This window comes from Cyanobium sp. Maggiore-St4-Cus (assembly GCF_024345615.1).
Taxonomy (GTDB): domain Bacteria; phylum Cyanobacteriota; class Cyanobacteriia; order PCC-6307; family Cyanobiaceae; genus Cyanobium_A; species Cyanobium_A usitatum.
Map to the genome: position 1 here is coordinate 79,268 of NZ_JAGQBL010000004.1, position 18,756 is coordinate 98,023.

Sequence of the window (18,756 nt, forward strand, 5' to 3'; positions counted from 1 at the left end):
CGTGATCCATCGCTAACTGCACCTCCCTCAGCGAACCCTGCACCGAGCACTTCGACTTGATCGTGGTGGGCGGCGGCCACGCCGGCTGTGAGGCCGCCATCACCGCCGCTCGGCTAGGGCTAAACACGGCCCTGTTTTCACTCAACCTCGATCGCATCGCCTGGCAGCCCTGCAACCCGGCGGTGGGCGGTCCGGCCAAGAGCCAGCTGGTGCATGAGGTGGACGCCCTCGGAGGCGTGATCGGCCGGCTGGCCGATGCCACGGCCCTGCAGAAGCGGGTGCTCAATGCCAGCCGCGGCCCCGCTGTGTGGGCCCTGCGCGCCCAGACCGACAAGCGCCAGTACGCCCGCCAGATGCTGCAGCTGCTGCAGCACACGCCAAACCTGGCCCTGCGCGAAGCGATGGTGACCGGGCTGGTGGTGGAGGGCACCCCCGGCGAAGACGCCCGCATCAGCGGCATCAGCACCTACTTCGGCAGCAGCTACGGCGCCGCCGCCGTAATCCTCACCACCGGCACCTTCCTGGGCGGGCAGATCTGGGTGGGCAGCCAGTCGATGAGCGCCGGCCGGGCAGGAGAGCAGGCCGCCGTTGGCCTCAGCGAAGCCCTTGAGGCGCTGGGCTTCCAGATGGGCCGGCTCAAGACCGGCACCCCAGCCCGGGTAGACCGGCGCAGCATCGCCCTCGACCAACTCGAAGAGCAGCCAAGCGATGCCGTAGATCGCTTCTTCTCCTTTGATCCGGCCTCCTGGGTGAGCGGCGAGCAGATGAGCTGCCACATGACCCGCACCACGGCCGCCACCCACCAGCTGATCCGCGACAACCTGCACCTGACGCCGATCTACGGCGGCTTCATCGACAGCAAGGGGCCCCGCTACTGCCCCTCAATCGAAGACAAAATCGTGCGCTTCGCCGAGAAGGAAAGCCACCAGATTTTTCTCGAACCCGAGGGCCGCGACACGCCTGAGATCTACGTGCAGGGCTTCTCCACCGGCCTGCCGGAGCGGCTGCAGCTCGAACTGCTGCGCACCCTGCCGGGCCTGGAGCAATGCGTGATGCTGCGGCCCGCCTACGCCGTCGACTACGACTACCTGCCCGCCACCCAGCTCAAGCCGTCGCTGGAAACCAAGCGGGTAGCCGGGCTGTTTTGCGCCGGCCAGCTCAACGGCACCACCGGCTACGAGGAAGCCGCGGCCCAGGGCCTGGTGGCTGGCCTCAACGCCGCCCGCCTGGTGCGGGACCAAGAGCCGGTGCACTTCCCCAGGGAGGGCAGCTACATCGGCACCATGATCGATGACCTGATCAGCAAGGATCTGCGCGAGCCCTACCGCGTACTCACCAGCCGCAGTGAATACCGGCTGGTGCTGCGGGGCGACAACGCCGACCGACGCCTCACCCCCCTAGGGCGGGAGCTGGGCCTGATCGACGAGCGGCGCTGGGCCATCTACAACGCCAAACAACAAGCCATCAGCGCCGAAAAACAGCGCCTGGAATCGGTGCGCCTCAAGGTCAGCGACCCGGCTGCCGCCGCCGTGGAGGCCCAGACCCAAGCCCCCATCAAGGGATCAATAACCTTGGCCGACCTGCTGCGCCGCTCCGGCTTCCACAGCAGCGATCTGGTGCGCCTAGGCCTGGCGCCGGTGGAGTTGCCAAGCGACGTCCGTGAGGGCGCTGAGATCGACATCAAATACAGCGGCTACCTGGCCCGCCAGCAGCAGCAGATCGACCAGGTGAAAAAGCAGGAGCACCGGGCCTTACCAGCAGACGTGGATTACGCCACCATTGCCACCCTTTCAAAGGAAGCCCGCGAAAAACTCAACTCAATCCAACCCCTCAGCCTGGGCCAGGCCGCCCGCATCCCCGGGGTTAGTCCTGCCGACGTCACGGCCCTGCTGCTCTGGCTGGAGCTACGCAAACGCCAAACCTCGTCAAGTCAGAAAAGGGCCGTTAATCTTGACCCCACTAGATAAGGCAAAGCAGGTGAGTCCGGTACGAGGCATACCTACCTCCCGGGCCTACTGGGAACTCAAGGCAGAGCAGGTGCTCAATCGGGTGTTCGAGCCAGAAAAGCCAATTGAGGTGGAGGTCTGCGTCACGCCCGCAGCATTTTCAAATGCCGGCAGCATCCCCGTAGAGCTGCATGATCTGCAGCCAGCCCCAGCCAAACAACCAACTTCCAAACCAAAGCAGGCCTCCGCAAATCGCCGCCAGCCCAGCCTGCTACTGGCAGGAGCCAGTGTGACGGTGATGGTGGTGGCAGGAATGGCCCTGGCCGTGTTCGGCCTCTGGAACCAGAGCCAGCAGGCCATCCGCCAGGAGCGCAATATGCTGCTGATTGAGCGGCTGCGCACCATGGGGCCCGGCACAACCCCAGCCCAAGCAAACGAGCCCGCCCAGGCAGCCAGCGCCGTTGGGGCAGGGGGAGACGGAGAGCTGCCCCCAGCGCCTCCAGGCGAACCCTGGATGGAAGAGCTGGCAACCCTGCCAGCCAGCAGCGCCCCAGCAGCCGACGTACTCAAAGTGCCCATCAACAGCCGCCTCACCAGTCCGGCTCCCGCTGCCACCGGCTCAGCCAGCACCCCTGGAGGCAGCGCCTCGAGTGGTGCTGGTAATAGTGGGGGTGGCAATAGTGGCGGTGGTGGCAACGCTCCCCAGCTCGTGGGCGTGGTGCAGGTGCCAGGGCAAAGCGGCTCAGCAATCTTTCAATTGGGCAGTAGCTCTACCAGCGCCGCCGTGGGCGAGAGCATCGGCAGCAGCGGCTGGCGATTGCGCTCAGCCAGTGGTGATACGGCGGTCATTGAGAAGGGCGGCGAGCAGCGCCGCATCAGCATCAGCAGCGGCTTTTGAGCCCAACTCAAACTGCCTTGAATCGAACAAGCGTTATCAGCGTTTGCTTCAACAGTTCGGCAGTAATTGAATCACTGCTTCGCACAATACCGACAAATACAACCATTATTTTAGTAGACAATGGATCTGGAGATGTAGAAATTATCCAAGACTTGGCAAAGACATATAATGCTCAATTGATTAGCAATCCAGGCAACTCAGGCTTCGGCAGCGCCTGCAATCAGGGAGCAAGTCTCTGCAAGAGCGAATTTGTCTTCTTTATTAATCCAGACAGCATACTGGAGCCCTCAACAATCGCACTGCTGGAATCGGCGGCAGACACCCACCCAAAAGCCTCCTGCTTTAACCCTCGCATCCTTAATAGCCACGGTAAAGATTCATTTAAACGGCGCAGCTGCCTTCTAAAAGCGGAGCAAATTATGCCCCGTGGCACGCCTCTAGAAGCAAGCGAGGTTCCCATACTCTCTGGCGCTGCACTCTTTGCTAGAAAAGAAGCTTTTGATCGCATTGGCGGATTTGATAATAATATTTTTTTGTATCACGAAGACGACGACATTAGCATAAGATTTCGCAAGCAAACGGGCCAAGCTTGGATTATCCCCGAAGCACGAGTTGTGCACCTAAGCGGTCATTCAAGCGGCCGCTCAGCTGCAACGACAGCCCTAAAGGCTTGGCACATGGGACGATCACTTGTTTATACGACAACCAAGCACCATATCAATCACGCTTATCGCAAAGCGGTTTTTTCAGCTTTGAAACAGTTTTTGTCGCCCGCAACAATCTTAAGCAAGCGAAAATTCTGGAAACATCGAGCATTTCTGCAGGGAGTTCTCAGCGCTCGTAAAGACCAAGGCGCCTCAAGCCTGCCATGCCCCTATGACATCAAGCGTCCATAAAGGGCATTAATCTTGCTGGCCTCACGCTCTAGCGAATACTGCTCGACCACACGCTGGCGTCCGTGCTTACCCATGCGCCACAACAAGCCAGGGTCAGCAAGTAGTCTTCGCAATACTATAATCAGAGAATCAGTCGATCCAGTTTCGAAGGATGATCCCACCTCGTCATCCACAACCTGTGGCCAGATTCCCGCACCGGAAACTAAAACTGCACGACCACAGGCCATAGCCTCTAAGGGGGTAAGACCAAAACCCTCAGTGCGGGAAGCCGCCACACACAAAAGAATTCGGCGATAGCAGGCCAATACTTGTTCGCGATTGAGGTCACCCAAAAAAACAATGCGCTCTCCAAGACCGGCCGCACTAATTTTTTTCTGCATAATCTCAAAGAAGGCCATATCCTTGGCTTGACATAAACCCGTAAATACAGCCCCAAAATCAGGAAACTCTGGAAGCACCTTAATTAAAGCTTCTACCAATAGATCCGTACCCTTACTTGGCCTGATCCGACCAAAAGCGCCAACCCAATACAAACCCTGCAACTTAGAAGGGAGCACAACCCCTGGCAAATCAACAGGCTGACGAAGGGTCGCCAGGCAGTCACCATCGAGAGGGGAGTAGTGGTTCACATCTACTCCATGATAAATAACTTCAGCCGGACAATCAAGGTAAGCTGCCGAACGTTCAGAAGTGGCAATAACGGCATCACAATTCCGCAGCAACGCAGCTAGGAACCTGCCAGGCGGCTTTGGGGCTGCGGAAGTAAAAAGGATTTTCCAAGGCTGATTTAATAGTTTTTTTAGTACAATTCCGCAAGCTATTTCAATATCTCGCCGGGCATGCCAAACCCGGCAGCGGCCCCGAGATGGTCGCGACCATCCCTGCCTCAACAGCTCTCCCCACCGCACTTGAGCAGGCAAACCCAGTCCGCCCCAATCCAGCAAGCCAATAGATAAATCCTGGCGCTGCAGGGGCACCAGTGCACGCACCGTCGCCGACACCCCTGTGTAACGGCGGTGCAGGTTGGTAACGACTACATCCGGCAATGCAACCGGCCGCTCGGTCGAGCCCAATCCCACTACCAAGACATGAGTTACTAGCCTAATCAACACAGGTCATGAGTCATTCTCATAACAGCGAATCACCTGCAAACCTCGCCGGAGCCGATTTGGCAGCTCAACCTCAGCGATGGCAGCACCGCCGCTGGAGATGGTCTGCTGAGCGGCCCCTGGCGCCTGCTGCTACTGGGTGACGGCAGCCCCACCCGGCACCTGGAGTCGCTCACAGGGAAGCCGGTGGAGATCGAGCTGATCGCCATGGCGCCTGAGCCAGCCGGCCCCCGTGCCGGCGCGCCACCGCCCCCTGAAATCGTGGAGCTCGATGGTCCCCTGCTGAGGCGCCAGGTGTGGCTGCGCTGCGGCGACAAAACCCTGGCCTGGGCAGAGAGCTGGTGGAATCAAAGCCAGGCCGACGCCTACCTGCAGCAGCGGGAACTGCCGATCTGGCGCAGCCTGACGGCCAAACGGGCTGAACTATTCCGCGAGGTGGATGGCCTGGCCCTTGTTACTGCTCCCTGGCTAGAGAAGCGCTTTGGCCTGGCGGGCCCCTTCTGGAGTCGCCACTACCGCTTCTTCCGCGGGGGCAAGGAGCTCACCGTGATTCGGGAGGTGTTCTCGCCAGCCCTTGAGCACTGGCTGGGCCCAGCCAAGCTTTGTCACGATTTACAAACTCAGTAACGGCTTACAGCAATTCCAGGTTGACGGATTGACGCGCCTAGTGCTGTGTCCAGCATGGGGCCACTTGCGCCGGGGAGCCTGGCCATGACTACAAGCCTCTGGTTGAGCCTCACCGACCTCGGCCGCATCTTCGGCATATCCGCCGTGCATTGCGGCCGGCTGCTCAGCGATGCCGGCCTGCGCCAGCAGAACGGTGCCCCCAGCAGTAAGGCCCTGCAACAGGGCCTGGCCTATCAACACCATCCCCATGCCACCTGCCCTAACGCCGTTTGGAACGGGGAAGGCTGCGCAACCCTGCTGCAGGAGCAGGGTCTGCGGCCCATGGCCGAGCGCAACCTGATCGACCAATGGGCAGACCTGCTCAGCGCCTTGGAGCAGGGATCCCCCTCGATAAACACCTCCGCCGAGGAAATGGCCAGCGACCTACCTGAAAACCTGGTGACCCAGGTGAATCAGGAGCTGCGCCAGCGTGGCTGCAACTTTCAGGTCAGCCCGCAGGCTCAACCCAAACGCAGGGCTTCCGCTTGCAGGCGCGCCCGCTCCAGCAGCTCCCGCAACTGATCCTCGTCGGTATGGCTGAGGTTGGTGCGTAGCAGCTTGGCGTGGGGAGCATGGGCGCGCAGGCGCTCAATCACCCGATCTGGCGTGGCTTCCCGCACCAGCAGGCACAGGGCCGCGCTGCCGCGGGGCAGGGTCTCGCCCAGCTCGCGCATGAAGCCATCGTTGATGCCGATGTCGGAAAGGGAGCCCGAGGCTGCGCCCACGCCCGCTCCCACGGCAGCACCCAGCAGGGGATTGAGAAACAGCAGGCCCACCAAGGTGCCCCAAAAGCCACCGCCTAGGGCGCCAGCAGCGGTGAGATTGATCGCCTGACGCAGGTGCACCTGGCCCTCGCTGTCGTGCTCCACAACCACCGCATCCTCTAGGGCAATCAGCTGCTCACGCTGAATGTCCACCAGCTCGCGCCGCACCTGCTCGGCTTCTTCCGCCTTCGGAAAGCCCACCACCACAAGGCTGCCCATCATTTAAGTGCATTTGAAACCAACCTAACCAGCTTTCCGGAGCGGGCCCTCAGCCACCAGCTCGGCGCCTGGTGGAGCGGGGCATGGCCCGGCCCGCGAGCTGGGATTGAGATGGAGGTTGCGATTGGGGCTGGGATTGGGGCGCAGTAGACGGCTGCCGCTGCCAACGGGGCAGGGCGAAAGCGTCATCTTCGGGCCAGTCTTCCGGCTCCCTTTCTTGGCTGGGCTGGCCCTGGGGCGGCTCGGCGCTGCGACGAGAAATGGCATCAAGGCGGCGGCGCGGCCGGGCCTGGGAGCTGGGCTGAGGGCGAGCCTCCTGCCAGGGCTCGCGCCAGTCGTCCTCGTCTTCCAGGATCCAATCGAGCTTGTTTTCCACCCAACGACCCAGGCCATCGAGCCGGGGCATTCCGGCGGGGCCGGCGGGCCGGCGGCCTTCGCCCCGGTTGCCGCTGCGGGAGCCGGGGCGGGCGCCCGACACGCCATCTACCAGCTGGCGGCCCGCACTCACCAGGCGATCTAGGTCTTTCCAGGATTCAGGCATGGCCCCAGGCTAAGGATCCAGCTAGCGACGACGACCCGCCAGCCAGCGCTCCCGGGCCATCCCCACCAAGGCAATGGTGAGACCTCCGAATTCCAGGGTCCAGAGGAAAACGCCCATGGCAGTGCCGTGCTGCCGGGACCTTAGGCCGCCTGCTCAAATCTCAACAGACAACTGGCGTGCCAGCGGCCGCCGTGGAGCCGGTCGCAACAGAAGCGGCAGGCCAAACCCTGCACCCGGCGGCGGTAGGGGGCGCTGACGCCGCAATTGGGGCAAGAGGCCAGCCAGCGGGGCGCCCTGGTGCTGGAGGGCAAGGGGTAGCGGTGGCGGATGCTCACCTTGAAGCCAGCCTGGGCGGCGTTGATGGCGGCCATGCGGGCGCGGAAGTGGGGGCCATGGGCCTCCTCGACACCCACCACCCGATCCACCCAGGCGTGGATCATTTCGTGGCAGAGGGTGCTGAGGGTGGCTTCCTGCGGCAGGGGGTCTAGCAGGGGCCGAGACAGCACGATTTCGCACAGGGGGCGGCCATCGGGATGGCGTCCGCGCCGGTAGAGCCCGGCGGTGCGGCGCATGCGGCCGTCGCTCCAGCGCAGATCCACTAACCGCTGACCAGCCGGCGCCAGGCTGCCGTCAAACCATTCCCGATCGAGCCGGTGAAACAGCGGCAGCAGAGGCTCAAGGGGCATGCCGCCAGGGAACGAGGGGCTGGGCGCATTGTGCCGAGCCCAGGCGCCAGGTCTCAAGATGCAAGGCCGTCGGTCAGACTCTGCACCTCTCAAGCGCAGCTGGAATCGAGATGGATTGGGGTATCGCCCGCGAGATCGGCACCAAGGCCCTAGCGGCCGGCGCAGGCTCCCTGCTGCTCTTCTGGACCGTGAACGCCGTGAAGCTGGTGCTCAGCGCCCGCGGCATCAACCCACTGATCAAGCAGTTCTTCACCCAGGTGGCCAGCGGCCAGGTGGACGGCGCCTACATGCTCACCACCAAGAACTACCGCTCCCACGTCAACCGGCAGCAGTTCATCCGCTTTCTGGCGGGGCTGCAGCTAAACAAATACCGCAACCTGAAATCCGGCAGACCCCGGCTTGATGAAGGCCAGCTGATCCTCACGGTGAAGCTCAAAAGCGAAGGCAAAGACGAGCTGCCCCTCGACTTCACCTTCGTCAAAATCGAAGAGCAGTGGCGGGTAGATCGGATCACCAAGCTCGCAGCGGCCTGATTCAATAGCCGTGAGCGCCGCTCCCCCCAACCAGGACCGCGCCGGCGAACTGAGGCGGCTGCTCCAAAGGGCTGCCCACGCCTACTACGTGCTGGATGCTCCAGAAATGGAGGATTCGGTCTACGACCGGCTCTACAAAGAGTTGCTGGAGCTGGAAGCAGCCCACCCGGAGCTGATCACCCCAGACAGCCCTAGCCAGCGGGTGGGGGGCGCTCCGGCTGAGGGGTTCAGCAGCGTGGAGCACCGCATCGGCCTGCTCAGCCTCGACAACGCCTTCAACCCGGACGACTTGGAAGCCTGGTATGGCCGGCTGCTCAAGGTGCTGGACCGTGAGCCGGCCACCCCCCTAGAGATGGTGGGGGAACTGAAGATCGACGGCAACGCCCTGGCCCTCAGCTACGAGCAGGGGCTGTTGGTGCAGGCCGCCACCCGGGGCGACGGCGAGCGGGGCGAACAGATCACCGCCAACGTGCGCACCATCGCCTCGGTGCCGCTACGGCTGCAGCTCGAGAACCCACCTGCCTGGGTGGAGGTGCGCGGCGAAGCCCTGATCCCCGATGACACCTTTGCTGCCATCAACGCCGAGCGGGCGGCCCGCGGCGAGGCCCTGTTTGCCAACCCCCGCAACGCCTGCGCCGGCACCCTGCGCCAGCTGGATCCAAAAGTGGTGGCGGCGCGGCGGCTGGATTTCTTCGCCTACACCCTGCACCTGCCGCAAGACACGCCCCAGGGTCCCAGCAGCCAGTGGCAAAGCCTGCAATGGCTGCAGGCCGCAGGCTTCAAGGTGAACCCCAATGCCGAGCTGCTGCCGAATCTGGCGGCGGTGCAAGCCTTCTTCAGCGCCTGGGACACGGGCCGCCGCGCCCTGCCTTACGCCACCGACGGCGTGGTGGTGAAGCTCAACGACCTGCGCCTCCAGGACGCCGCCGGCTTCACCCAAAAGGCGCCTCGCTGGGCGATCGCCCTGAAATACGCCGCCGAGGAGGCGCCGAGCTTCTTGCTGCGGCTGGCCTGCCAGGTGGGGCGCACCGGGGTGGTAACTCCCGTGGCCGAATTTGAGCCGGTGCCCCTGGCCGGCACCACCGTGAGCCGAGCCACCCTGCACAACGCCGATCGCCTGGCCGAGCTGGATCTGCACGCCGGCGACACGATCGTGGTGCGCAAGGCCGGCGAGATCATCCCCGAGGTGGTGCGGGTGCTGAGCGAGCTGCGCCCAGCGGGAGCCGTGAGGCTGGAGCTGCCCCAGGTATGCCCCGAGTGCGGCTCGGAGCTGGTGCGGGAGCAAGGCGAAGCGGCCACCCGCTGCGTCAATTCCAGCTGCCCGGCGATCCTGCGCGGCGCCCTGCGCCACTGGGTGAGCAAGGGGGCCCTGGATGTGGATGGCCTGGGAGCCAAGCTGATCGAGCAGCTGGTGGATCGGGGCCTAGTGGGCTCGATCGCCGACCTCTATGGCCTCGATGGGGCCCTGCTGGCCAGCTTGGAGAGGATGGGAGCCAAAAGCGCCGACAACCTGGTGACTGCCCTGGCCGCATCCAAACAGCAACCGTGGCACCGCCAGCTCTACGGCCTGGGCATCCACCACGTGGGCGAGGTGAACGCCAAAGCCCTGGCCAAAGCCTTCCCTAGTGCTGCTGATCTGGCAACCGCCACGGCCAACACACCCGAATCGATTACCGCCGTGTTCGGCATTGGCGCTGAAATCGCCCAATCGCTGCAGCAGTGGTTTGCCACTCCTGCAAACCAGCTGCTGCTGGAGGATCTGGAGCGGCTGGGCTTCTCGTTGGAAGCCGGGCCCGAGGAGCCTGGAGCTGGTTCCGAGACGCCCCTAGCCGGGCAGACTTTTGTGCTCACAGGCAGCCTGCCGTCTTTGAGCCGCAGCGCCGCCCAGGCCCTGATTGAGGCGGCCGGTGGCAAGGTGAGCGGCTCGGTGAGCAAGAAAACCAGCTACGTAGTGGCCGGCGAGGAGGCCGGCAGCAAACTCAGCAAGGCCGAGAGCCTGGGGGTGGCGGTGCTGGATGAAGCTGGGCTACTGGAGCTGCTTAAAGCTGGAGCAGGGCGATCACCTCAGCCATAGATGCCTCCTCATCGCCATCGAGGGTTTCCTTCACCTCAATGAGCTGCCTGCATAACTGCACGATCTGACTTTTTAGGGAAGCTTCCAACAACGCAAGCCGTTGTATTGCCAGCCTGAAATCATCGCGATTTGGCACAGGCTTCCAGGCCAGATCATGGGCGATCTCATCAACTTGCAAGGCTCCACCTGTAAATCGGCCGACCAGGTAGTGGGCAATTCATTCCTTTTCGCGCCGCTGCACAACCCCATCGGCACGCCCCACATATAACGGAACAGCCAAGTCATCTTGGTGGCTGTGATAGAGGCGCTCAAGCTGTCCCTGCTGACTAGCAGCATGGCTGGCCTCAAGAAAGGAGGGCAGATCATCGATCCGTTGGCCACTCTGCAAATCCAAGCAGCCCTGCAGAGACTGGCTATTGAACTCCAGGAATCGCTTCAGTAGCTGACAGTGGGCACCGAGAATTGCCTGATCACCCTGCTTACTAAGGCGATAGCGCTTGACGCGGATCTCGCCCCTCAAAGTTGTGCCATCCCCCTGGAGGTGATCAACCTCCAGCAAAAGGTTGATCGGTCGATCCGGCTGCCATTGCCCTAAATCGAAGGAGGTTGGCGCAGCAAAAGTTTTCTCAGCTGGGGGTTGCCCGCCTCGGGGCCGACGGCGTGAACGCCCAGCTCCCAGCAGCCACAAAAGCAAGTCGATGGCCCTATCTCCAAGCAGGAAAAGGTTATTGGCAAAGATTAGGGATCAGAAGTCGCTTCGGCGGGCCGCAACGCATCGCTGCCGCAGCGCACACAAAAGCGGTGCTGGCCCGTTTGGCTGTAACCGCACTTGCCGCATACCTGCAGCACAGGCGCCACATTGCGCCCATCGGCAACCCCATCGCGCAAATCAAGCTCGGTCACCTTCTCCAGCAGCTGGGCTTCGCTCAGCAGTCCTCCAGCCGCCAAGCTCTGCCTCACCGCCTCAACGATGAGGGCAAGCCGCTGCATGCGCTCCTCAACGCCTACTAGGTAGGCAGTGAGGACCTCCGGCGAGCCGATCTGACTTAGATCCGGGGGCTGGGGGGCTCGATCGATAGCCAGCCAATCCCAGGCGCTGGGTTGCGGGGGTTCCATCAACTGTGAGTGCTCTACCCACTTAAGACGTAAAAGCGAACCACAGCTCCCCTAAGGGCCTGCGCGGCAAGATGGCTTCATGGACGATCCTCTGCCGCAGGCCTACCGCTGGATCAAAACTGAGTGCGGCCGGGCCAAATACGCCGAGCTGGCTGCACGACAAGGGCCGCTGGCAAAGCTGCGGCTGGCTTGGTTTGTGTTGATCGCAGCGCTGCGGGATTGGCGGCTAACGACGTGAACTCGCCCCGGAGTTAAGAGATAGCCAAGAAGGTAAAGGCTTGCTTAAAGCCCTACGCCTAAGGCGGATGCAAAAACTCAGCCCATGTATTGCCCAATACGAGATGAAGTATGGCGCCAAACTTTAGGCCCCTAATAAACAAACTGATAACCACCCCTTAACTCCCTGCGGGGTCAAAGGTTGGCAAGGTTGTGAAAACTGATTTAACTCAGCGTGGCCATGGTCTTCAATCTTCTTGTCCCGGCGTCAGCTGCAGTTGAGGGTGTTCTTTCTCTCGCGAGTATTGGAGCGAATGCGGAAATCTCCGCTTTCAGCCCTAAGTCTGGCTTCCTGTACACGGTGGGTGGCGGATCTGGTGCCCTTGGAGTCAGCGATCTTCGCGATCCGGCTAGCCCTGTGGTTGTGGCTCGCGGAATCTCCGACGTCGTCGGTGAAACCTTCCAGAGCGTGGCGGTCTTCGGAAATCTGCTCGCAGTTGCGGTTCAGAACGCCGTCAAAACAGATCCGGGATCAGTTCAGTTCTATGACCTGACCAATCCCTCGCTTCCGACCCTGCTCAGCACCGTCACCGTGGGCGCCCTGCCCGACATGGTGAAGTTCAGTGCCGACGGCAAGAAGCTGCTGGTCACCAATGAGGGTGAGCCCAATACCCCCTACACGATCGATCCGAACGGTTCGATCTCCGTGATCGATACCGCGGCCTATCTGCTGGCAACGCCTGCGGCTCCGGCCCAGGTGAATGTGCAGACGATCGACTTCAGTGCCTGGAACAACCGCAAGGCCGAGCTGATCAGCCGCGGCATCCGCATCACCGGCAAGGCTGGCGTTACCACCACGGTCGCGCAGGACATGGAGCCCGAGGCGATCGCGATCACTCCCGATGGCAAAACGGCTTACATCTCTCTGCAGGAAAACAATGCCATCGCCGTGCTTGATATCAGCACGGCCACCCCTGCGATCACTTCGATCTTCTCGGCAGGCATCCAGGATTGGGATCGCGGCACTGCCAGCGCCAAGAACTACTCCTACACCCTCTCCTACGCACCTGGAAACGAGAATCTTCCCTCTGGCGTTCAGGCAGGCGGCCTCTCCGGCCTGTTCTTTGCTGGCACCGAAACGGTCGGCACCGCAACGCTCGACATCTATTACTCGGTGACGGACCGTGGCCCAAACGGGACGCTGGTTGCCGGCAAACGACAGTTTCTCGATCCCGACTTCCAGCCCACCATCTACAAGCTGGGCATGGATCGCGCCTCCGGCGCAGTAACCGAACTGGGCAAGATCGGTCTGAAGCGAGCTGACGGCACTCCCCTGACTGGATTGCCTCAGCTGCAAGGCAAGGACGATATCCCGGTCGATTCCACAAACCAGAATCTTGCCTACGACCCCTTCGGCATTGATTCAGAGACCATCTCGGTTTTCAGCATCTCCACCGACGGCCTGAGCGAGCGCAAGGTGTTTGCCGTCGGCGACGAATACCGCGGCCAGATTTCGATTTTTGATTTCAACACCGGCAATCTGATCAAGCGCTACATCCCTTTGGGTCAGAAAGCCCAGCTGCAAGCGCAGCACGGCAGCGTGATCGGCGCTGAAACAATCGACAGCCTGCCCGCCATCTATGGCACTCGCTGGAGCAACCGCGGCATCGAAGGCATGGCCTTCAACTCCAAGGACGGCCTGCTGTATGCGTTCATGCAGAGCCCCTTCGATATCGACACCAATAACGATGGTGTTGCAGCCGAGCGCAGTCCTTCGCAACTCACCCGCATCCTGGCGATCGATCCCGCCACCGGCACCCCGGTCAAGGAGCATCTCTACCTACTGAGTGGCCGCCCGGGTCAAGACAAGATCGGCGATGTCGCCTATGACGCCGCCCGCAACGTGTTCCTAGTGATGGAGCGCGACAGCAGCCGCGCCCTGAACGGCTTCAAGAGCGTTTATGAGGTGGATCTGCGCGGTGCCACCAACACCCTGCCCCTCACCCTCGGCAGCCAGGTGAGCGAGGCCGCTCTTCCCGCACAAACGTTCCTGGTTGGTACAGAAGGTCGCGCCGTATTCCGCGAAGTGATTGATGCCGGTGAGCAAGGCAACAACGGCTACCGCTTCAACGGCATCCCCGATGGCATTGGCGTTACCGACAACGGTGACGGCACCCTGCGCGTCTTGGTCGCGCATGAATTCCAAAGCACGGCCGGTGATGTGAGGGCCCATGGTTCCAAGGGCGCCTATGTGTCGGATCTCACGATCGACAAAGCCACTCTTTCGGTGATCAGTGGCAAGGACTTCCTCGCATCTGCCAACGATCTCTTCCTGGCAAGCGCCGACGGCACCACCTGGACCAACGGCGCCACCACCGCATTTAACCGCTTCTGCTCGGCAGATCTGGCCGCCGCCACCGCCTTCCGCAACGGCACCAACGGCTACGGCGGTCGCATCTTCCTCGCCGGCGAAGAGGCCGGAGCTGAAGGCCGTGCTTTTGCCCACGTGCTCGACGGCACGGATGCTGGCAAGGTTTATGAGGTGGCAAGCCTCGGCAACCTCTCGTTCGAGAACGTCGTTGCCAACCCCTTGGCCCAGGACAAAACTGTCGTCGTCAGCCTCGACGACACCAGCAACAACGGTCAGGTCTACGTCTACGTCGGCAACAAGGCCACCACTGGCAACGCCATCCAGCAGTCCGGCCTCGCCGGTGGCATTACCTACGGCGTTCGCGTCAACTCCACTGGCACCACCAACACCGAGGTGGGTACTCTCGCGACCCCGAATGACACGGGCCTCGGCCTGAATGGCAGCGGCGTCGGCACCTTTGAACTCGTCAACCTCGGCGATGTCAAGGCCAAGACCGGCGCCGAGCTCAACACCGAAAGCATTGCTGCTGGTGTCACCAACTGGCTGCGGCCAGAAGATGGCGCCTGGAGCAAGGACGGCAAGAGCTTCTATTTCGTCACCACCGCCACCGCCACCAGCGCCAGCCGCCTTTGGGCCCTGGAATTCACCAACCCCGCCAATCCGGAGCTGGGCGGCACCGTGAAGATGCTGCTCAACGGCAGTGAAGGGCAGGTCATGCTCGACAACATGACCGTGGCCGATGACGGCTCGATCCTGCTCCAGGAAGACCCCGGCAATAATGCACGCCTCGCCAAGATCTGGCGTTACAACCCCTCCACCGACACCCTCGTGGAGCTGGCCCAGCACAATCCGGCTCTGTTCACAGGCGCGGGAGCGATCACCCAGGACGAAGAGTCCTCCGGCATCGTTGATATCTCCTCCTTCCTCACTGGCGTCGGCGGTTACGACACCACCAAGTACAGCTACTTCCTGATCGCTGATCAGATCCACAAAGCTGTCACCACTCCCACCAGCCAGGTGGAAATCGGCGAGCTCAGCGTGATGGTGACCGCTAAGGCTTCACCTGCCGGCACAGCCACATGGGCTGACGCCATTGGCGTAGCCAGCCCCGAACGGCTCGACAACAGCCTCACTCTCGTGAATGGCGTCTATTCCGCCTCCAGCGCTGACCGCCTGGCAGCCGCCGGCATAACGCTGGTGAACAAAGTGGAGCTGTTCAACCTGCCTTCGGTGGGTGGAAGCCTGGCCTACGACAAACCCGAAGGCCTCACCCTGCGCGACGACGGCTCAATCGTTATCAACTACGACAACGACTTCGGCACCGAAGGAGCTAACGGCAACGCCTTCACTGTGGTGAGCCTCAGCAATCCAGCAGTGGATACCGAAGACAATGCGAATGGAGGTTATACCCCAGCCACCAACCATGATGTCTACGGCATTGTGATGCCCGATGGCCTAGCCACTTTCGTCTACAAGGGTGAAAATTTCATTCTCGCCGCTGGCGAAGGCGACGACAGGAACGATTTTCTCAATCCCGACGAAACCAGCCGCGTTTCAGCCCTTCTTACCGCGGCAGCTAGCGCAACCACCGAACAGAAAGCCGGTCTGGTTGCTACCAATGCCCAAAGGCTCAACATCCTCACCAATACCGGCGATTACGATCGCGACGGCATCATCGACCAGGCCTATGTGACCGGTTCCCGCTCCCTGCGCATCTTCGATTCGAAGGGCAATGTGGTGTTCGATTCCGGCGTTGCCCTCGAGGAGCTTGCCAATGCCCGTGGCCTCTATCCGGTCAACGATCGCGAAGATGCCAAGGGCGTGGAGACCGAAATGGTGGAGGTGTTCACCATCAACGGCAGCACCTACGCCTTTGTGGCCCTAGAGCGCGCCACCACCAGCATGGTGGCGATCTTCGATGTCTCCAATCCCTATGCCCCGGTGGCCGTGGATCCGGTGATCTTCCCTGGTGCCCAGCGGGTGGAGGGGATCACCTTCCTCACCACCGCCACCAACGCCGCCCGCAGCTTGATTGCGTCCAGTGAGGGCAACGATGTGGTGTCGGTGGTGGACTTCCCGATCCCCTATCGCCTGCAACTTCTGCACCTCGCCGATGGGGAAGCCGGCCTGCTGGCGTCCCAGACGGCACCTTACCTCGCAGGCCTTGTTGATGGATTTGACAACACCTATGCCAACACCCTGGTCCTGGCCGGTGGCGACAACTTCATCCCAAGCCCCTTCCTCAACGGCGGCACAGACATCAGCGTGCGCGATGAGCTCAATGCCGTAACCGGCTCCACCATCACCGGCAACCTTCCAATCGCTGCGGTGGACATCGCCATCCACAACCTGATCGGTGTGGAAGCTTCCACGATCGGCAACCATGAGTTTGACCTGGGCTCGCGGGTGTTCCGGGACAGCTTCACACCAGGCTCAGGCTGGGTGGGTGCTCAATTCCCCTACATGTCGGCGAACCTCGATTTCAGCGCCGACGCGGATCTGAACCCGCGGTTCACCAATACCTTCGCCACGGCAGGCCTAGAGGAAGCCTCTGGCCAGAAGGGCAAGATCGTGCCCTCGGCCGTGGTTACCAAAAACGGCGAGAAGATCGGCCTGGTGGCTGCCACCACCCAGATCCTCGAAAAGATCAGCTCCACCGGTGGGGTGGAAGTGAAGGGCTTCGTCGGCGACGGCTCAGAGCGTGACGACATGGTGCTGCTGGCCAGCCAGCTGCAGCCGGTGATCGACGACCTGATCTCTCAGGGCGTGAACAAGGTGATCCTGATGGCGCACCTGCAGCAGATCTCGAATGAGAAGGCACTCGCGCCGCTGCTTCGGGGTGTGGACATCATCCTCGCCGGTGGCTCCAACACCCGCCTGGGCGACAGCAACGATCAAGCCGTGCCCTTCCCGGGCCATGCTGGCAACTTCGCCGACACCTATCCGCTGGTTGCAACCGGCGCCGATGGCGGCACCACCCTGATTGTCAACACCGACAACGAATACACCTACCTGGGCCGATTGGTGGTGGATTTCGATGCTCAGGGACGCATCATCCCTTCCAGCATTGATCCTCTGGTGAGCGGTGCCTATGCCGCCACCGCCGCCAATGTGGCCAAGGCCTGGAACGTGACCGAAGCCGAGCTTGCCACCACCGCCTTTGCGGACGGCACTAAGGCCGAGAACGTGCAAGATCTCACCGATGCCGTACAGGCCGTGATCGCCAGTAAAGATGGCCAGGTGTGGGGATTCACTGAGGAGTATCTCGAAGGTGAACGGCTCTACGTGCGCTCAGAAGAAACCAACCTCGGCAATCTCACCGCTGACGCCAACCTCTCCTACGCGAAGGGAGTAGACCCCGCGGTTGTGATCTCCTTCAAGAATGGTGGTGGCATCCGCTCCCAGATCGGATCGGTCGATGCGGTGACTGGAGAGAAGCAACCACCCCTCGCCAATCCCTCAGCCAATAAGCCTGAGGGCGGTGTGTCCACCCTCGATATCGAGAACTCGCTGCGGTTCAACAACAGCCTCTCCCTGCTAACCGTGAGCGCCAGCAAGCTCAAGGAACTGCTCGAATACGGCATTGCCGTGTACCCCAACCAGGGACGCTTCCCCCAGGTGAGCGGCCTGGCCTTCAGCTTCGATCTCACCAAGCCGGCCGGTAGCCGCATCGTGAATCTCGCCATCCAAGACAGCCAGGGCAATGACCTGGATGTGGTGGTTCGAGCCGGCGCCCTGGTGGGTGATGCAACCCGCACGTTCCGGATGGTGACGCTCAACTTCCTTGCTAGCGGTGGCGACGGCTATCCGTTCCCCACCGATGCTGCTGCCAATCGCGTGGACCTGTTCAATCCCACCGCACCTCTCACCGGTGCAGCAACATTCAGTGGCGATGGCACCGAACAGGATGTCCTGGCCGAGTACCTCAAGACGAATTACGGCACCCAGGCCCAGGCCTACGACCAAGCCGAAACCCCAGTCTCCCAGGATCTGCGGCTGCAGAACCTGGCGGTGCGCACGGATGAGGTGATTGATCCCGTGCGGGTCGGCACCATCGGCGATGACACCACCCTGCCAGGAGCCTCCACCATTCCGGGCTTCGACGGCCGCCTCGACACCGTGTTCAGCGGTGCCGGCAACGACGAGATCGACATCGACATCACCGGTGGTGGAGACAACACCATCTTCACTGGCTCCGGCGCCGACGTCATTTACGCCGGCATGCGGGATGTCATCACTGGCGGCGGTGGAGCTGATCAAATCTGGGCCACTGGCGGCAATGGCAACCGCCTCAGCGGCAATGGCGGCGACGATGTCTTCTTCATCGGCAGCTCCGGCAACAGAGCCCTGGGTGGCGAAGGCAACGACTGGTTTGAGATTCTTGATGGTGCAGGAACCAATTACCTCAACGGTGGCGCTGGCTCCGACCAGTTCTGGCTGATTAGCGCACCTGGCGATAAGCCTGGGGCTAAGCAATTCGTGATGGACTTCAAGGCCGGTGAAGACTTCGTGGGCCTAGACGTTTCATTCAGCGCCCTGAGCTTTACCCAGGTGGGCGCCGACACCCTGCTGAAAGTGGGAGGAAGTGAGGTAGGCCATTTCACCAACCTCAGCGCAACAGCGCTGAACAATCAGGCCAACTTCATCTTCGGCCTCGCGGTCTAGTCCCTGCGAGTCGTCAACCATGCCGATCTCTCCGACAACGGGGAGATCGGTTTCTG

The 18,756-nt window shown here is 61.8% G+C and carries 16 protein-coding genes; 9 read left to right on the top strand and 7 right to left on the bottom strand.

Annotated features, from left to right (window positions below):
* Nucleotides 1-56: 56 nt before the first annotated feature.
* The 3 genes from mnmG to KBY99_RS05005 are packed head-to-tail and all read left to right on the top strand — an operon-like array spanning nt 57 to nt 3,740.
* Complete coding sequence (gene mnmG / locus KBY99_RS04995; RefSeq protein WP_254997715.1) at nt 57-1,967, top strand: tRNA uridine-5-carboxymethylaminomethyl(34) synthesis enzyme MnmG; 1,911 nt, start codon at nt 57-59, stop codon at nt 1,965-1,967.
* Nucleotides 1,968-1,977: 10 nt separating this feature from the next.
* Nucleotides 1,978-2,844: a hypothetical protein gene (locus tag KBY99_RS05000; RefSeq protein ID WP_254997718.1), complete on the top strand. Its 867-nt coding sequence runs from the start codon at nt 1,978-1,980 to the stop codon at nt 2,842-2,844.
* 17 nt (nt 2,845-2,861) lie between these two features.
* Nucleotides 2,862-3,740 carry a glycosyltransferase family 2 protein gene (locus KBY99_RS05005; RefSeq protein ID WP_254997719.1) on the top strand — a complete coding sequence of 293 codons (879 nt, stop codon included), beginning with the start codon at nt 2,862-2,864 and terminating at the stop codon, nt 3,738-3,740.
* Here KBY99_RS05005 and KBY99_RS05010 read toward each other — a convergent pair.
* Nucleotides 3,719-4,717, bottom strand: a complete 999-nt coding sequence (locus KBY99_RS05010) for a glycosyltransferase family 4 protein (protein WP_254997720.1) — start codon at nt 4,715-4,717, stop codon at nt 3,719-3,721. The genes KBY99_RS05005 and KBY99_RS05010 overlap by 22 nt on opposite strands.
* A 168-nt stretch (nt 4,718-4,885) precedes the next feature.
* Here KBY99_RS05010 and KBY99_RS05015 point away from each other — a divergent pair, with 168 nt between their 5' ends.
* Nucleotides 4,886-5,476 (top strand): chorismate lyase, encoded by a 591-nt coding sequence (locus tag KBY99_RS05015; RefSeq protein WP_409996532.1) that lies wholly within the window; start codon nt 4,886-4,888, stop codon nt 5,474-5,476.
* Between the two features lie 84 nt (nt 5,477-5,560).
* Nucleotides 5,561-6,037, top strand: coding sequence for a hypothetical protein (locus KBY99_RS05020; RefSeq protein WP_254997721.1), 477 nt, complete (start codon nt 5,561-5,563; stop codon nt 6,035-6,037).
* Here the strand turns inward: KBY99_RS05020 and KBY99_RS05025 are convergent.
* The 3 genes from KBY99_RS05025 to KBY99_RS05035 form a co-directional block, all read right to left on the bottom strand.
* Nucleotides 5,977-6,498 carry a DUF1269 domain-containing protein gene (locus tag KBY99_RS05025; RefSeq protein WP_254997722.1) on the bottom strand — a complete coding sequence of 174 codons (522 nt, stop codon included), beginning with the start codon at nt 6,496-6,498 and terminating at the stop codon, nt 5,977-5,979. The genes KBY99_RS05020 and KBY99_RS05025 overlap by 61 nt on opposite strands.
* Nucleotides 6,499-6,547: 49 nt before the next feature.
* Entirely contained in the window at nt 6,548-7,039 is a 492-nt protein-coding gene (locus KBY99_RS05030) for a hypothetical protein (protein WP_254997734.1), read from the bottom strand.
* A gap of 140 nt (nt 7,040-7,179) precedes the next feature.
* Nucleotides 7,180-7,725 (bottom strand): SprT family zinc-dependent metalloprotease, encoded by a 546-nt coding sequence (locus KBY99_RS05035; RefSeq protein ID WP_254997736.1) that lies wholly within the window; start codon nt 7,723-7,725, stop codon nt 7,180-7,182.
* 110 nt (nt 7,726-7,835) lie between these two features.
* On the opposite strand from KBY99_RS05035, the gene KBY99_RS05040 reads away from it, so the two are divergent.
* Together KBY99_RS05040 and ligA are read left to right on the top strand one after the other, a co-directional pair.
* On the top strand, nt 7,836-8,258 hold the full coding sequence (locus tag KBY99_RS05040; RefSeq protein ID WP_254942972.1) for a hypothetical protein: 423 nt from the start codon (nt 7,836-7,838) through the stop codon (nt 8,256-8,258).
* A 10-nt stretch (nt 8,259-8,268) separates the two neighbouring features.
* Nucleotides 8,269-10,332 carry an NAD-dependent DNA ligase LigA gene (ligA, locus tag KBY99_RS05045; RefSeq protein WP_254997737.1) on the top strand — a complete coding sequence of 688 codons (2,064 nt, stop codon included), beginning with the start codon at nt 8,269-8,271 and terminating at the stop codon, nt 10,330-10,332.
* Here the strand turns inward: ligA and KBY99_RS05050 are convergent.
* From KBY99_RS05050 to KBY99_RS05060, 3 genes are all read right to left on the bottom strand, one after another.
* Complete coding sequence (locus KBY99_RS05050) at nt 10,298-10,510, bottom strand: hypothetical protein (protein WP_254997739.1); 213 nt, start codon at nt 10,508-10,510, stop codon at nt 10,298-10,300. The genes ligA and KBY99_RS05050 overlap by 35 nt on opposite strands.
* Before the next feature lie 39 nt (nt 10,511-10,549).
* Nucleotides 10,550-10,891, bottom strand: coding sequence for a hypothetical protein (locus KBY99_RS05055; protein WP_254997741.1), 342 nt, complete (start codon nt 10,889-10,891; stop codon nt 10,550-10,552).
* A 179-nt stretch (nt 10,892-11,070) separates the two neighbouring features.
* Nucleotides 11,071-11,448 carry a hypothetical protein gene (locus KBY99_RS05060; protein WP_254997742.1) on the bottom strand — a complete coding sequence of 126 codons (378 nt, stop codon included), beginning with the start codon at nt 11,446-11,448 and terminating at the stop codon, nt 11,071-11,073.
* A gap of 79 nt (nt 11,449-11,527) precedes the next feature.
* On the opposite strand from KBY99_RS05060, the gene KBY99_RS05065 reads away from it, so the two are divergent.
* Entirely contained in the window at nt 11,528-11,686 is a 159-nt protein-coding gene (locus KBY99_RS05065) for a hypothetical protein (RefSeq protein WP_254997743.1), read from the top strand.
* Between the two features lie 219 nt (nt 11,687-11,905).
* Nucleotides 11,906-18,700, top strand: coding sequence for a choice-of-anchor I domain-containing protein (locus KBY99_RS05070; RefSeq protein WP_409996528.1), 6,795 nt, complete (start codon nt 11,906-11,908; stop codon nt 18,698-18,700).
* Nucleotides 18,701-18,756 lie beyond the last annotated feature (56 nt).

Excerpts from the sequence above, each read along its gene's own strand:
- KBY99_RS05020 (WP_254997721.1), top strand. The coding sequence starts at position 5,561 with ATGACTACAAGCCTCTGGTTGAGCCTCACCGACCTCGGCCGCATCTTC.
- KBY99_RS05025 (WP_254997722.1), bottom strand. The coding sequence starts at position 6,498 with ATGGGCAGCCTTGTGGTGGTGGGCTTTCCGAAGGCGGAAGAAGCCGAG.
- KBY99_RS05030 (WP_254997734.1), bottom strand. The coding sequence starts at position 7,039 with ATGCCTGAATCCTGGAAAGACCTAGATCGCCTGGTGAGTGCGGGCCGC.
- KBY99_RS05035 (WP_254997736.1), bottom strand. The coding sequence starts at position 7,725 with ATGCCCCTTGAGCCTCTGCTGCCGCTGTTTCACCGGCTCGATCGGGAA.
- KBY99_RS05040 (WP_254942972.1), top strand. The coding sequence starts at position 7,836 with ATGGATTGGGGTATCGCCCGCGAGATCGGCACCAAGGCCCTAGCGGCC.
- KBY99_RS05060 (WP_254997742.1), bottom strand. The coding sequence starts at position 11,448 with ATGGAACCCCCGCAACCCAGCGCCTGGGATTGGCTGGCTATCGATCGA.
- KBY99_RS05065 (WP_254997743.1), top strand. The coding sequence starts at position 11,528 with ATGGACGATCCTCTGCCGCAGGCCTACCGCTGGATCAAAACTGAGTGC.
- KBY99_RS05070 (WP_409996528.1), top strand. The coding sequence starts at position 11,906 with ATGGTCTTCAATCTTCTTGTCCCGGCGTCAGCTGCAGTTGAGGGTGTT.